12 protein-coding genes and 2 CRISPR repeat arrays are annotated in these 15135 nt (G+C 47.8%); of the genes, 1 reads left to right on the top strand and 11 read right to left on the bottom strand.

The genetic code is table 11. The features are described 5' to 3' along the window. Positions 1 to 33 precede the first annotated feature (33 nt). The gene (gene prmA, locus DS743_RS06740; RefSeq protein ID WP_013439432.1) at positions 34 to 978 is read right to left on the bottom strand and encodes a 50S ribosomal protein L11 methyltransferase; all 945 of its coding nucleotides are present in this window, start codon (positions 976 to 978) and stop codon (positions 34 to 36) included. Positions 979 to 1040: 62 nt separating this feature from the next. Here prmA and DS743_RS06745 point away from each other — a divergent pair, with 62 nt between their 5' ends. Then, the gene (locus DS743_RS06745) at positions 1041 to 1547 is read left to right on the top strand and encodes an aminoacyl-tRNA deacylase (protein WP_013439431.1); all 507 of its coding nucleotides are present in this window, start codon (positions 1041 to 1043) and stop codon (positions 1545 to 1547) included. 56 nt (positions 1548 to 1603) lie between these two features. Here DS743_RS06745 and DS743_RS06750 read toward each other — a convergent pair whose 3' ends face one another. The 10 genes from DS743_RS06750 to cas5c all read right to left on the bottom strand — a co-directional run bounded on the left by DS743_RS06750 (position 1604) and on the right by cas5c (position 15056). Further along, entirely contained in the window at positions 1604 to 2962 is a 1359-nt protein-coding gene (locus DS743_RS06750; RefSeq protein WP_035185500.1) for a threonine/serine exporter family protein, read from the bottom strand. A gap of 165 nt (positions 2963 to 3127) precedes the next feature. Next, complete coding sequence (locus tag DS743_RS06755; RefSeq protein WP_003613854.1) at positions 3128 to 4291, bottom strand: hydroxymethylglutaryl-CoA synthase; 1164 nt, start codon at positions 4289 to 4291, stop codon at positions 3128 to 3130. A gap of 3 nt (positions 4292 to 4294) precedes the next feature. Next, entirely contained in the window at positions 4295 to 5521 is a 1227-nt protein-coding gene (locus tag DS743_RS06760; RefSeq protein ID WP_035185411.1) for a hydroxymethylglutaryl-CoA reductase, degradative, read from the bottom strand. A 1-nt stretch (position 5522) separates the two neighbouring features. Then, positions 5523 to 6623, bottom strand: a complete 1101-nt coding sequence (locus tag DS743_RS06765; protein WP_035185414.1) for a thiolase family protein — start codon at positions 6621 to 6623, stop codon at positions 5523 to 5525. A 196-nt stretch (positions 6624 to 6819) separates the two neighbouring features. Then, positions 6820 to 8337: direct repeats of the CRISPR family, unit length 33 nt; unit sequence ATTTCAATCCACGCATCCCATGCGGGATGCGAC. Between the two features lie 100 nt (positions 8338 to 8437). Then, positions 8438 to 9412: a CRISPR direct-repeat array (repeat unit 33 nt; unit sequence ATTTCAATCCACGCATCCCATGCGGGATGCGAC). Between the two features lie 168 nt (positions 9413 to 9580). Further along, positions 9581 to 9871 carry a CRISPR-associated endonuclease Cas2 gene (gene cas2, locus DS743_RS06770; RefSeq protein ID WP_035165464.1) on the bottom strand — a complete coding sequence of 97 codons (291 nt, stop codon included), beginning with the start codon at positions 9869 to 9871 and terminating at the stop codon, positions 9581 to 9583. Between the two features lie 13 nt (positions 9872 to 9884). Then, on the bottom strand, positions 9885 to 10916 hold the full coding sequence (gene cas1c / locus DS743_RS06775; protein ID WP_035185415.1) for a type I-C CRISPR-associated endonuclease Cas1c: 1032 nt from the start codon (positions 10914 to 10916) through the stop codon (positions 9885 to 9887). Beyond that, entirely contained in the window at positions 10913 to 11572 is a 660-nt protein-coding gene (cas4, locus tag DS743_RS06780) for a CRISPR-associated protein Cas4 (protein ID WP_035164811.1), read from the bottom strand. The genes cas1c and cas4 overlap by 4 nt, the downstream gene beginning before the upstream one ends. Positions 11573 to 11576: 4 nt before the next feature. Then, positions 11577 to 12443, bottom strand: a complete 867-nt coding sequence (gene cas7c, locus DS743_RS06785; RefSeq protein ID WP_003617697.1) for a type I-C CRISPR-associated protein Cas7/Csd2 — start codon at positions 12441 to 12443, stop codon at positions 11577 to 11579. Positions 12444 to 12450: 7 nt separating this feature from the next. Then, positions 12451 to 14325, bottom strand: coding sequence for a type I-C CRISPR-associated protein Cas8c/Csd1 (gene cas8c, locus DS743_RS06790; RefSeq protein WP_035185416.1), 1875 nt, complete (start codon positions 14323 to 14325; stop codon positions 12451 to 12453). Beyond that, positions 14322 to 15056 carry a type I-C CRISPR-associated protein Cas5c gene (gene cas5c / locus DS743_RS06795; RefSeq protein ID WP_035185417.1) on the bottom strand — a complete coding sequence of 245 codons (735 nt, stop codon included), beginning with the start codon at positions 15054 to 15056 and terminating at the stop codon, positions 14322 to 14324. The genes cas8c and cas5c overlap by 4 nt, the downstream gene beginning before the upstream one ends. Between the last annotated feature and the right edge of the window lie 79 nt (positions 15057 to 15135).

Consider the following 15135-nt stretch of genomic DNA (forward strand, 5'->3'; position numbering starts at 1 on the left):
TGAGAGTTTCTTTTGCTTTTATTTTAACGCATTTTAGTCATGCTTGCGGGAAATTGCCAGGCCGATCCAGCGGCCAGCCCGCATCTTAAGGTCGATTTGGAAGCCATTCTCTGCCAGGGCCTGTTCAATTTTTGGCAGCTGCAGGTAGTCGATCCCGGAGAAGATGACCTGGCCGTCTTCGTTTAAGTGGCTGTCCAGCTGCGGAATCAGGTCCAAAAGGATTTCAGCCAGGATGTTGGCTACGATCAAGTCAAACTTGCCGTCAACGCCAGCCAGCAAACTAGTCTTTTGCAAGGCGATGTCGTGGATGCCGTTTAAGGCCGCGTTTTCTTTAGCTGCCGTCATTGATTCATCAGAAATGTCCGTGGCCAAAACGCTCTTGGCCCCCAGCTTATGGGCAGCAATGGCCAAAATGCCGGACCCCGTCCCCACGTCAGCGACAGTAAGCGGCTTGACCATGGCCCGTTCAATGCCCAGCATGGCCAGCTGGGTGGTCTGGTGGTTGCCCGTCCCAAAGGCCAGGCCTGGGTCCAGGCGGATGATTTCCTGGTCCTTAAAGGCCGGCTGGTAGTCTTCCCATTCCGGCACAATGGCCAGGTGGCGGGACAAGTTGATGACGTGGTAGTACTTTTGCCAGACAGTGTTCCAGTCCTGGTCAGCAACATAGTCAACGGAGATTTCACCAGGAGCGGTCTTTAAGCCATAGCCCGCTAGCTCAGCCAGCTTGTCCTTGAAGCACTTGACCGTTTCTTCAGGGTCGGTTTCTTCATCAAAGTAGGCAATGAATTCCAGCTCATCGGGCAGGTTTGGGATGTCATCCATGTCAACAACCGTTGAGTCGTGCAGCCAGCCGGCTTGTTCAAAGTCGCTTCTGCGCCGGGCTTCGGTCCCCAGGGCCTTTAAGTCTTCCGTGGCAAAATAAGCCAGGGCGTCTTCAACGTCGTAGCTGCTTTCAATCTTGATCTCAAGTAATTTCATGATTATATCTTCTTTCTTTAGCTTCTTCTCTTAAAATGGTATCATGGAAAGCGGTGATAACAATGTCAAAAAAGAAAAAGAATAAAGACAAATTAGACAAGACCCTGGTGGAAAAGATTCTCGACCAGCATAAAATTGCCTATGAGCAGCATATCAGCGAAATTTCCGAAGACCACGGGGTAGCCCAGGTTGGGACCGGCAAGCCGGTTTTAGACGGCCACCCGGTTTACAAAACCCTGGCGGTCAATGGCAACAAGACCGGCCCGATTGTCGGCGTGGTGCCTTTGAGCGGCCACTTGGACCTCAAGAAGATTGCCAAGGCTTCCGGCAACAAGAAGTGTGAAATGATTCCCCTCAAGCAGCTGGAAAAGACCACTGGCTACGTGCACGGGGCCAACACGCCGATTGGTATCTACCACAGCAAGAAGTTCCCGATCTTTTTGGATGAGAGTGTCTTAAATGAAGACGGGATCTGGGTGTCCAGCGGCGAAGTGGGCCGCAGCGTCATGGTCAACCCACTTGATCTGCAGAAACTGGTCAAGGCCACGGTGGCTGACCTGCAGGAATAATACGCAAAAACAGCTTTTACCCTTATTTTTGGGCAAAAGCTGTTTTTCTTTCCATGTTAATCGACCCGGCGCCACTTCTTGTCGGTCAAGATTCTGGCGGTCAAGAGGCCGGCAGGCAGGGACATGACCAGCATCAAAGCTTCAGTCATCCAGGTGGCCCCGGCCCCGACATTGGTCAAAACCAAGAGGAAGATCCCCCGGTACATGTAGAGGCCGGGCACCATGATGACGATGGAAGGCACGGTCAAGGCGATCCGCGGGTAGCCAACCTTTTCCCGGACATAGCCGGCCAAAAGGCCAGCCAGCAGGGCGGCTAAAAAGGCAGCCAAGGGAGCCGGGAAATGCGCAAAGTCAACCAGGGACAAGCGCATGGTATTGGCAATCGCCCCCACCAGCCCGGCCGCGGCGGCCATCCGCCGGTGGGAGTTGAACATCAAAGAGAAGCCGAAGACCCCGCAGAAGCTGGCTACCAGGCGACAAGCCGTCAAAATTGCTTTAGACAGGTGCAAGGCCGGCAGGTCGCCAGGCTTGATCTGCAGAGCCGTAGCCATCACCCAGCCAGTACCAGTCGCGATCAAGATAATGAAGATGGCGTAAGCCATCCGCTCCAAGCCAGACCGCATGTCCAGCTTGGAGATGTCCAGACCGGAAGTAATAAAGGGAAAACCTGGAATAACGAAGAGCATGGCCCCAATGTAGCCGCGCATATGGATCATGTCGACGTTAAAGAACAAGTGGCCCAGCATGAAAGCCAGGTAGTAGGACAAGCAAGCCGCTGCCACAGCCACGGCAGTCGTAGCGGCAATCGTGATCCGTCTTTTGGCTAAGCTGCCCCGGGCAAACTGGCCCAGTCCCGCCCCGATAAAGGAGCAGATGATTTCAGGAATCCCCCCGCCCAGGAGGAAAATGAAGCCGCCGCAGGCCAAAGCCGCGGCCAGGCTGGATCCCCAAAGCGGATAGCGGCCTTTCATGTGTTCGATTTCCCCTAAGCGGCGGCGGATTGTCTTGATTTCAAAGTCACCGCCGGCTGCTTCGAACTGGCGGACAAACTTTTCCAATTCGTTCAGCTTGGCCATGTTGACCCCGGTGGTTGGCAGGGCCAGGCTTTGGGAATATGACTGGTTGTCGACATCGAAGTAGGTGCAGACGATGGAGATCAGACCGATGTCAGTGCTGCAGGTTAAGTCCAGGGTTCTGGCCAGGGTGTCCATGGCGTCGCGGACCCGCCAGGCCCCAGTCCCGCAGCTCAGCATCATCATGCCGACCCGGGAGATGATCGACCCTTTTTCAATCAAGGTTGCTTCCTTGATCTTAGTCTCGTCATCGCTTTGGAAGAACTCTTCCCACTGCACCCGCATATGGTGGTGGTGAGAGAGGTGGTGGTGGTACTCTTGCTCAGTACTTTCGGTTTTCATGTTGACCGTGTTTGCCTTCTTTCGTTTTTCTTTGCATTTCTCAACTTTTTTCATTTTAACATAAAAAGAGACTGCAATTTCCCGCCCTCCCTAGTTAAGCGCTTGCTATGCAGACTATTTTTATCAAAAAACCGCCCCAGCAAGCTGAGACGGTTAGCTTCATATTTACTTTTGCTTGTATTGGCGGACATAGCCTTCCTGGCCGGCCAAATACCAGGTGCCGTGGTTAGCGTCGCTAGTAAATTCGACATTTTCCGGCAGGTTTTCCAAGCCTTCGGTGAAGATGTCTTCGTATTGGCCAACGCCAAGGCGGATTCTTTCCTTGAGCATGCGGGCGTGCAAGGCTGGGCGCAGGCGCTTTTGGTAGCCGGCAACTACCTTGCCGCTGAAGAATTCAGCCATGGCGCCAGACCCGTAGGAGAAGAAGCCGATCCGGTCACCGGCCTCAAGGTCGCCGTTTTCCAGCAGGCTCAAGACAGACATGTAGAGGCTGGCCGTGTAGATGTTGCCGACCTGCCGGCTGTACTTGGCTGAGAGCTGGAAGTTGTCGCTGAGGCGCTTGACAGTTTCGTCATCCTGGCCTTCAATGGCAATCTTGTGGGCCTTGTAACCCATCTTGGTGTAAGGCAGGTGGTAGCAGATACCAGCAAAGTCAGAAACTTGCAGCTGCTTTTCTGCAAGGAAAGGCTTGAAAGTGCTCTTGAAGAAGTCCAGGTAGACATCCCGGCTGTAGTGGCCGTCAACAACGGCAGTGGCCAAGTTGTTCGGCCGCCAGAAGTCATTGATGTTTTCAGAGTGGGAAGTGTGCCCGTCTTCCAGGGCGATAATTGCCGGATTCTCCTTGATCAGCATGCTGATGGCCCCGGCGCCTTGGGTAACCTCGCCGGCAGTGGCCAGACCATAGCGGGCGATGTCGCTGCCGATGATCATGGCCGAGTGGTGCGGGTGGGCCCGGACGTAGTCGCGGGCAACCTGCAGGCTGGCAGTCAAGGCAAAGCAGGCTTCCTTGATTTCAAAAGTTCTGATCCGGGCTGGCAGGTTAAGTGCTTCCTTGACAAAAAGGGAGGCTGACTTTGACTGGTCAATCCCGCTTTCGGTCGCAAAGATCAATAAGCCTAATTGCTCCAGATCAACCTGGTCAAGATATTCAGCCGTCGCGTTGATCCCCATGGAAACAGCGTCCTGGGTCTTGTCAGCGACCGCCATCCGGTCCTGGCCAATACCGATCAAAAATTTGTTGGGATCCTGGTTTCTGGCGTTGGCCAGGTCAACCATGTCCACAAACTTATTAGGAGTATAAAAACCTATCTGATCAATACCGATGTCCATTAATTATTGTCCTCGCAATTCTTTCAAAAAATTCTTAGCTGCTGTTTCGCCATACTTTCCCTGGCTAATCATCATTTGATAAACAGCTTCTTTTTCTTCCGCTGCTGCCGGCAGGGTCTGAACCACGTTGCGGCTCTGCAGACGCATGTGGCCAGCCTGGATCCCCTTGGTGGAGATGGCGTTTAAGGCCGCGAAGTTGTTGGCCAGGGCGACGCTGGCGGTCAGTTCTGCCAATTCAGCTGCTTTTATTTTACCTAAAATGGCATAGCTTTGTCTAATATCAGGCCGCGATGAAATGGAGCCGCCGACCACCCCTAAGGCCAGGGGCAGGGTGACTTGGCCAAGGAGATTTTCCCCCTCCAGTTTCCAGGAGCTGAGGCTTCGATACTCGCCGCTTTTGGCGGCGTAGGCATGACAGGCTGCTTCAACTGCCCGGTAGTCATTACCGGTCGCCAGCATAACAGCGTCTACCCCATTCATGATCCCCTTGTTATTGGTTACAGCCCGGTAAGGGTCGCTACTCCCGATTTTAGCCAGCAGGGCCATCTTTTTGGCCACTTCCCTGCCTTCTGCCAGGTCCCCTTTTTTACTGAGGAGGCTAACAGGAATTGCCACCTTAGCTGTAGTCAGCTGGCTGGGATAGTTGGACAGGATGGCGAAGAGCTTAGCTTCAACACCAGGAAAGGCCAGCATCTTCTGGGCCAGGAATTCCAGGATAGCATTGGTCTTGTTGGCCCCCATGGCTTCAGCCGGGTCAACCAGGGCCAGAAGGTAGACCAGGTCAGCTTCCTGGCGGGCGGTCAGGTCTTTTAAGCCGCCCCCGTGCCGGATCAAGCTGGCAAATTCCTTGTTGGCTTCCTTAATATAGGCCGGGAATTTATTTTTAAAGTCAGCCAAGGAAAAAGCTTCCGTGACTTCTAAGACGATTTGCCCGTAGATGCCGTCGCGCTGGCTGGTCGCTTTTACGCCGCCGGCTTTAGCGAAGACGGACATGCCGTGGTTGGCGGCGGCGACGACGGAGGCTTCTTCAGTTGTCATGGGGATCCGCCAATTTTTGCCATTGACCAGGGCGCTGGTCAAACAGCTCAAGGGGAACTTGACCTCACCGACCACGTTTTCGCTCATCTCATCCAGGCGGGCTAAATCAGCTGCAGGGATATCTTCCAGGGCGACCCCATCTTCTTGCAAAAACTGCCGCCTCTCTTCGGGCGGCAACTGATAGAATTTCATTTTATGCCTTCTCAATTTCAAAAGCGATGGCCAGGCCGCCTCCGATGCAAAGGCTGGCGATAGCGCGCTGGCCGCCTCTTTGCAGCTGGCGGGCAGCGGTAGCCAGAAGGCGGGTGCCGGAAGCGCCGAGCGGGTGGCCTAAAGCGATCGCCCCGCCCTGCTTGTTGACCTTGGCTAAAGGAATTTCCAGGTCGCGGGCAACAGCCAAAGTAGTTGCAGCAAAGGCTTCGTTGATTTCAAAGAAGTCGTAATCGGCTACCTGCCGGCCAGTTTCATTAAGCAGCTTACGGATAGCATAGTATGGACCATAGCCCATGAATTCCGGGTCATAGCCTACTTCGGCGTAAGCGCCCAGCTTGGCTAAAGGCGTCAGCTGGTATTCAGCGACTTTTTCCGCGGTAGCCAGGATGATCATGCTGGCCCCGTCGGAGATTGGGGAGGCGTTACCGGCAGTGACGGTCCCGTCTTCAAGGAAGGAAGTTTTAAGACCGGCCAGGGCTTCCAGGCTGGTATCCGGGCGGACGTTTTCATCTTGCTTGAGATCTTCAATTTGAATGATTTCATCGGCAAAAAGTCCTTCAGCTTGTGCTTTGACAGCTTTTTGGTGGGAAGACAAGCTGAAGGCGTCAGCGTCTTGGCGGCTGATGTGGTTGCGCTTAGCTACATTTTCGGCAGTAATGCCCATGGATTTACCTGAGAAGGAGTCAACGAGACCATCGCTGAACATGATTTCCTTTGGGGCGTTGGTCATGCTTTCGCTGCCGCCGACAGCAACCAGGCCCAGGTCACCGATTAACATTTGAGCTTCAGCCAGGCGGGCAGCCTTGAGGCTGGAACCGCAGACTTCGTTGATGGACACGGCGACTGAGTCCTGCCGCATCCCGGCATTTAGGGCAACTTGCCGGGCCATGTTTTGGCCTAAGCCGGCAGACAGGACATTGCCCATGAAGAGGGCATCCAGGGCTTCGGCGTCAAGGCCGGCTTCTTTTAATGCGCCGTGCAGGGCGATTTGGCCCAGGTCGATGGCGGAAAAGTCAGCCAATTGCTTGTGGTAACGGCCAAATGGAGTTCGCTTGGCCGCAACAATATAAATATCTTGCATATGTTTATTCTCCTCAACTAAGTTTTGTTTTGGGGATGCTGAGCTTGACTCAGCTTTTTTATAACCAGTATATTTTACTATAATCTTTTCCTGCTTGCTTGGTGAAGCGTTTGATTTAGCAAAATATTAAAAAGCACCCCGCGAGGGAGTGCTTTTAGTGGAATTTGACCATCAAGCATCCACATATCTAAGCGATATTTCGATCCACACATCTTATGTGGGATGCGACTTGTTGTAACTCTGTTACTTTTGTACCAGCAAATATTTCAATCCACGCATCCCATGCGGGATGCGACGCTTCTTCTTTCTGCTGCTACTTTCCCTTCAGCCTCTCAATCCACGCATCCCATGCGGGATGCGACTCAAGACGCAGTTTACGTGGCAGCGGTCGGCAGTATTTCAATCCACGCATCCCATGCGGGATGCGACATCACCAAATTGCACGTCCCAACAAAGAAAGACATTTCAATCCACGCATCCCATGCGGGATGCGACGGACAGATTCTTGGGCACCTTGCCAGGCTACGGAGAACATTTCAATCCACGCATCCCATGCGGGATGCGACTAGGCGTTGAGGCTGTCGGCTGTTTGTTTAACTATTTCAATCCACACATCCCATGCGGGATGCGACGACACGGAAGACGCGTCTCAGCCTGGAGCAGCAATTTCAATCCACGCATCCCATGCGGGATGCGACACGTGAGTCCTCAAAGGCTGAGCTCGCGGCATGATTTCAATCCACGCATCCCATGCGGGATGCGACAAAAAGTCTTTTGTTTGGGTGCTGGTAGTAGTAGTTATTTCAATCCACGCATCCCATGCGGGATGCGACAAAAAGTCTTTTGTTTGGGTGCTGGTAGTAGTAGTTATTTCAATCCACGCATCCCATGCGGGATGCGACCAAAAAGGTCAAGAAAAGCGTGACGGTGGTAAAATTTCAATCCACGCATCCCATGCGGGATGCGACCGCTATTCAGGTAGATGGCGCTAAGGATCCACAATTTCAATCCACGCATCCCATGCGGGATGCGACCAGGCTGTGACGCGTCTTCCGTGTCGCCGTAGCCATTTCAATCCACGCATCCCATGCGGGATGCGACGCGACCTCTACTTTTCAGACAATGCTGCTTACGTTTGATTTCAATCCACGCATCCCATGCGGGATGCGACACAGCTACGACCAGGACAGCCGCACCGAGCAAGAATTTCAATCCACGCATCCCATGCGGGATGCGACACCGGAACTTTTACATTTCTGCCGTTTTTGATGTTATTTCAATCCACGCATCCCATGCGGGATGCGACTCAAACCAGATCTTCCTACATCACCCAGGTAGAATTTCAATCCACGCATCCCATGCGGGATGCGACTTCTCCTTGGTTCCAACCCCAATGGACATGCCAATTTCAATCCACGCATCCCATGCGGGATGCGACCTGGTTCTGCTTTTTGACCAGACATATTTGTTTCATGTATTTCAATCCACGCATCCCATGCGGGATGCGACGTCGCATTCCAGGTCATAATCCTGGAGTAAAGTTTATTTCAATCCACGCATCCCATGCGGGATGCGACGTAACGGTCAATCATGCTAAATACATCACTGACATATTTCAATCCACGCATCCCATGCGGGATGCGACTAGGCGAGAGTCTAAGCAGTGGAAACACGGTTATGATTTCAATCCACGCATCCCATGCGGGATGCGACAAGCCCGAACTAAGGCTTGCTTACGGGGCCTGGAAATTTCAATCCGCATCCCATGCGGGATGCGACTCACCCCAGTAACTCCAGTCGATCGGTGTGACAGTATTTCAATCCACGCATCCCATGCGGGATGCGACTTGATGTAATTGGCAAGTTGGCTGTTTGGGCGGTAAATATTTCAATCCACGCATCCCATGCGGGATGCGACGCCAACTGAGTTAAAGATTTCCTTGGTCTGCTGGATTTCAATCCACGCATCCCATGCGGGATGCGACCTCTACGTAGAGCTAGAAACGGGGTTAGAGCTCAATTTCAATCCACGCATCCCATGCGGGATGCGACTCACTTCTGTGGGGGTGATCCGGAGGACACTGTATTTCAATCCACGCATCCCATGCGGGATGCGACAAGGATTCAGTTGCCTGGGTGACCATGTCTTTAAAATTTCAATCCACGCATCCCATGCGGGATGCGACCTGGCTTAAAGTATCCACTTTTTGCTTTCTACAATTTCAATCCACGCATCCCATGCGGGATGCGACCTGGCTTAAAGTATCCACTTTTTGCTTTCTACAATTTCAATCCACGCATCCCATGCGGGATGCGACAACCCTCGCTTCAGGGCCGTAGACCTTGACCGTATTTCAATCCACGCATCCCATGCGGGATGCGACCCGGACGCACGACCAGTTTGTCGATGAGGTTAAATTTCAATCCACGCATCCCATGCGGGATGCGACCAGCTTTTTACTTTTACGGTGCAAATGACCCGATATTTCAATCCACGCATCCCATGCGGGATGCGACGGTAGCGCAGAGGAGTTAATTAAGGGCCAAGTCCGATTTCAATCCACGCATCCCATGCGGGATGCGACAGTGCTTCGCCTTTCCTAAGGCCGGTGGTAGCCAATTTCAATCCACGCATCCCATGCGGGATGCGACAGCGGTTGACTTAGTAATCAAGCGCGACGGATTATTTCAATCCACGCATCCCATGCGGGATGCGACCGGGTCAACTGGCCAAAACGCCCTCCTGCAGGCCGATTATTTCAATCCACGCATCCCATGCGGGATGCGACCGCAACATTTAGTTAAAAAAGCATTTTCACAGCTAAATATTGGGCATACAAAATATAAAAAGCATTAAAAAACTGCAATTTTATATTCAAGACTACAAAAAAATAGTCAAAAACAGTGCGAATCCTCTGCCTAATTCTGTTAGCTTCACACTCGCACTGTCTAGATAATTAGAAGACAACTGGCTTTCCCAAGTCTAATACTTGTTTACACCCATAAGACTGAACTTTGTTCTCATATTTTTTGCCTACATTGAAGAAGTACAAGCTGTCGCACTCTTCATCATATACCTTTAGTAAGCGTTCCTTCATTTCCTCAAGCTTTGTAGAATCTACAAGACACTCAAATACTGAATTTTGAACTCTTTGGCCATAGTCGTTACATATTTTGGAAACATTTCTTAGTCTCTTCTTTCCCGAAGCAGTTTCAGTATTCACGTCATAACTGACAATTACCATCATCATCTACAATCACTTACTTCCATAAAAACGGAGGGTATCCGTCCAAGTCGCCTCGTAAATATCTTGCAAGCAACTGCGCTTGTACAAATGGAATGAGTCCCCACTCTATTTTTTCTTTGAGAAACGGGTGCTCAATTGTTGTCACTTTATTATTCTGCCACTCTGCCAAGACTCGCTTACGTGCGCCATCTTTTAGTAAAATTGCTCCACTTTCTTTCTCTACGAAATCATCAGCATGGAGCATTTTCTTGTTGATCAATTTTAAAACAAAGCGATCGGCCATAACCCCCCTAAGCTCTTCCATTAGGTCCAAAGCGAGTGATTCTCTTCCCGGCCTATCCACGTGCATAAACCCTACATACGGATCCAAACCATTTGCTATCAGTCCAGATGCACATTCATTGCCTAATAGCGTGTAGGTCAATGAAAGTAATGCATTCACTCTATCTAGAGGGGGCCTTCTATTTCTACCATGATAGAAAAAATCTTCCTTTTGGTTAATTATCATCTGATCAAAAATAGAAAAATAATCGGTCGCTAAATTTCCTTCTACCCCACGCAATACATCCATGTTCTCAGCATTTCGAATCTCTTCAATACCGTTCTTTAAAGATTCAGAAACTTTCTTAAACATATCAGCATCTATTTGAAACGAGTGGTCACGTATATATCGTTCAACAATCCATCTTTGGTTATAAACTTTACCAATTATAAAGTTTTTCGAAATTTCTAGAGATGCTGCCTGCGTATCTGCCAGACGATATTGAATTCTTCGTAGATACACATTGCCCGTAGGTTTTCCTACAACTCTCCCTTTCAAATAGCCACTCTTTGATATAAAAGAGATAGAAATCCCTTGATCCAGACACTTCTGCATCAACCCAGGACTAACTCCGGAATACCCGAAAGTAACTATTGACTCAAAATTTTGCAATGGGACTTCACCAACGCACTTTTGATCAATAAGAACTTTTACATTGTTCCCATCAGCTGCTAAATAGGCTTCTGGAGTATTGACATACAGAGTATTCAATAATTGTCTCAATCGTCCAATCTCCTCCGTAAATACTCATCAACTGTTTCAGTTTTCAATAAACTCGGAAGACAAATATTTCTAAGAGAGCAAGACTTACACTTTTCTGTTGGTTTAACCTTAGGCGTATACTTCCTATCCCAATACTGATGCATTTCATTCACGGTTCTTACCAACATAGCCCGTAATTCAGGAGTAAACTCTACTTTTGTACGGTGCTTGGTCTTACCATAATACAAATAGCCGTACTCCAAATGACAAAAGAGCATTTCTTCTAAGCATACAGCTTCTGCTAAAAGCTGCAACTCATCAGAATGGTCTGATTTCTTTTGACCGTGCTTATATTCAACGGGAATCGGAAGATATTTCTCCTTCTTTCCTCGAACAGGTACTCCATTCACATCATCTTTAGTAAATTCAACGATATCACATATACCTGTAAGTCCATATTCAACTGAATGAATTGGCATGGCTCGTACGATAAATTTTGACCCTCTTGATTCTTTTAAAAAAGGATCATCTGCCTTTTCATGCAACTGATCTCCCTTTAGTGTAAGGTAATTGTCCTCCCATTGATCCTCAATATGTCCGAGTGCCCACTGCCTTCTGCAAAACACAAAATGCTGAATTCCGGAAATCATTAAGAAATCATCTTCATAGTAGGCCATGATCTTAGTCTTCGAAAATATCTAACTTATCACATTGAATGGTTTTAGCAGCACTATCCGCACTGCCCCAGTCAATATCTTCCGTAGACTTTACCACATCCACACCTTCATTTGGCTTGATTTCAACGGTTCTAAAGATTTTTGCTGGAGATTCATCACCCAACTTGTTCTTGTGTTCCCACCAATATACTCTCAAAACTTCCATACTCCCAGCTGGGCGGGCAGAAGATTCATCATTGTAGAACAAAGTCTTCAATGCTTCATGGATCGCATTGGCATCTTCTTCTGTAAAACCAGTCTTTTCAGCAAGCTGAACATTAATACTGCCATTAAATTGGTAAACCGCGTAGTCAATACTATACTTCATCCCCATAGTATCAGAACTTCTACCGGCAGCGTCCTTTGAGTTCACAGACTTGGTAATCTGCATGTCATTAATCATAATCGGCGTAATTGAACGTGCTGTTTGAATAGAAACCGGACCTCGTACACCAACTGAAGAACCCTTATCAAACGCAAATACTTGACCAAATGCACGCACGTCAAACCAAGTCTGGCAGGCAACTTCTTGGTATTTGGACTCATCTTTTTGTCCCTTTAATTCCTTTACAGAATCTGCTCTGGCCTTAAGGCTCTTAAGACCATCGTCTGCACGGTCTTGTGATTGCACAAAGATCTTTTCTCCCATTTCTTGCAGGCGATTCCGGAGCTTACGCTTAATTGCAACATCAGAAACTTCTCCATAACCGTCACTAGTCTGACGAGGGCGGTTACCATTCAGCGGATCACCGTTTGGATTAGCCCCAGCAACTGAGAAGACAACCTTAAAATCAATTCTATGATTCAACACATTAGCCATTTCGTTCACCATTCCTTAATTACTCATTTGACGTCTTCTTCTTCTGGTACCAGTCATTTCTTTGTTGACTGTAACCAATCAAGAACTTTCCGTTCAATGGATCATTCAAATGCTTATCTTCTGCATCTAAGCTTGCAAAGATTTCATCAATCAGCTTCGAAGCCTTGAAACTGTACTTGCTCTTTCGAAGGTACGGCTGCAGATTCGTATAAATAATCTTCCAAGTGTCCAATGGGCGCTGTGCGAAAGAAGACATGTAGCGCTTCGCATTTGTGACACGCCCTTCGTTATTTTCTGATCCTTGAAGAACACCTTCCTCAATTACATCGGCAATTGCCAACAAGCGTCCGAAGCTGTAACTCCGATCGTGATAACTATCATTAAGCATCGTCTTTATTTCTCCCTCATCATAGTATGCCTTGAAGAGCTTTGAAGCCGTCCTCATCACTCTACGCCAACCCTTATCATCATTAAATGATGCAGGTCTAATTGCACGGTTATAAATCGCAGATAACAGACTCCACGGTACAATTTGACTACCAAGAATCATGTGTGACAATTGGGAAACAGTTGCCGCCATTCTTTTATCATCTACCCTATCGCCGTAAATGTCATAACAGACCTGCTTAAGGTTAAAGAATGATTGCCGATCATCAATTGTAATCTTTCCATACCAAGATGCAAATTTGTTAATATATTGTTGCAAACTCATTGCTTGATAATAAACAACTCCGAAGCGGCCATTTACTGGACTTTCAAGTTCGATCAAATGCACTGATCCCTGCAAGCTATAATCATCTTTATTTGCACCATCAATTAATACTTTGCGAAAATTCTCGGCGATATTAGTATTAGTATCAATTTCAGTCGTTTCTGCAAATTTCTTCTGTGCTAAGGCAAGTAATGGATTCTGAGAAACAATTGATAAATCTGCCGTATTTTCTCCATTTACTTCCCAAGCAAGATAGTATCTGTCACCAATTTTAAAACCTTGCTTTGTCAAAAGCCATTTCATTGCCGCATGTGCTTTTTGAGATGAGTCATACCCAATCGTGACAGCTTCATCTGCAGTTAAGAAACGGCCCTTAAATGTGAAGTTAGTGGTATCATTCGCAGAAATTAATTTTGCATTGGCAGCATTATCTAAAATACCTTTTGGGTGTTTGCTCGTCAGAATGACATTTTCTTCCCCAGTAATATAATCAATTCCTTCATCAGTTCCACCACTAACCGTATCCGTTTGTAATACTTGATGATAGTACTGTGTCCAAGCGTCAAAAAAGCGCCTATTTTCAAATCTTTTAACGTTTTCTGGATTTCTAATATTAAAGCGAACCGTACTCTTAAAAAGGTTATTTCCCGCTACCTTTTCTTTGGCAACATTCTCACCAAAGATCTTTCCAGTCCATAAATCATTGATTATGTCATTTTCAGTAACATAACGGTAGACAGCTTGTAGAGTTCGGTACACATATTGATCCGGATATTCTTTTAAGAAAATAAGGTATGCACGAAATTGTTCCAGGTACTTTTTGTGCGACTCAATATACTTTTCATCGCCACTCCACTTACTGTAATCTCTTGCTAAATACTGAAGTTTATCATCGACAGGAAGAGGAACTAAATATGAACCACTACCTGATCTAATCGAAGACTCTATCGTTGCTGGCACTATTGTTTTCGGATCATCCACTACGAATGCACCAGCAAAAGTACCGTCAGCATTTAAGTCAATCTGAAGAGTGCAGTTCAGGAAAATATGAGAGACTGGCAACATCTGATATGCTTTTTTAGATTCTTCGCCAGACTTGGGGTGGTAAATCCGATAGCTTGTTATACCTAAGTTCTTTTCATTCTTATCATAGACATCTACAAACTCAGAAAGCCAACTCATAAGTCACCCTCCTTTAGCAGCTCCGCATAAAGCGCGTCCACACTCTCGATATTACTCAAACTAAATTGTTTTGCTTTCAGCTTATGAAGACTCCTGCGGACCAAAGTCTCATCATCGGGTCTTGGAAACTCAATAACCCCTTGTTTCATCACAACATTCCAAAGTCTGACACCTAATTCATCTCTCCCTGTTTCATCAGGGTAATCAATACCATGTACCATGGTACCGAAAAGTCGGTCATCAGAATTGTCGTAGAAGCTCTCGCCTTCTCCAAATTTGCACGGCTCAACGTAACCCTGGCATTCACGGGTTCCTAAGAAGATATCGCGTCTGCCACCTTTTTCTATGCACCGTTTCATTATTGCATAGTGTTTCTTTGCATTTCTGTCACCGGCTAAATCTGGTCTGTTCTGATTAAATTCAAAATGAGCTTGAACTTGATATTCAACGTCTTTCAAGTAGGTATACCTAGAAAGGTCCGTTTTTGTCATGTCATTATACTTTGGCACTCTGATGTCTTTTGCCTCTGTAATGATCGGGTTCATTACTCTGACTTTATCAATATAAATTTGAATAGTCGGCTTCCAATAAATACTCTCAGTTATACCCTTCAAGGCCTGGTATGTTGGAACCGGGTATGTAAACTTTTCCCCGCCAATCTTCATGATAGGATCAGTAAACAGCGCATAATCACCATACACTTTAAAGTTGAATGTCGTGTTCTCTTCCATATTTCTCTCCTAATGGTGCGATAACTATGCCCAAAAATTCTAAAATTGAGTGAATTATTGCTTCACAGCCTTAAGTTTA

Source organism: Lactobacillus leichmannii, from assembly GCF_024701915.1.
GTDB classification, from domain to species: domain Bacteria; phylum Bacillota; class Bacilli; order Lactobacillales; family Lactobacillaceae; genus Lactobacillus; species Lactobacillus delbrueckii.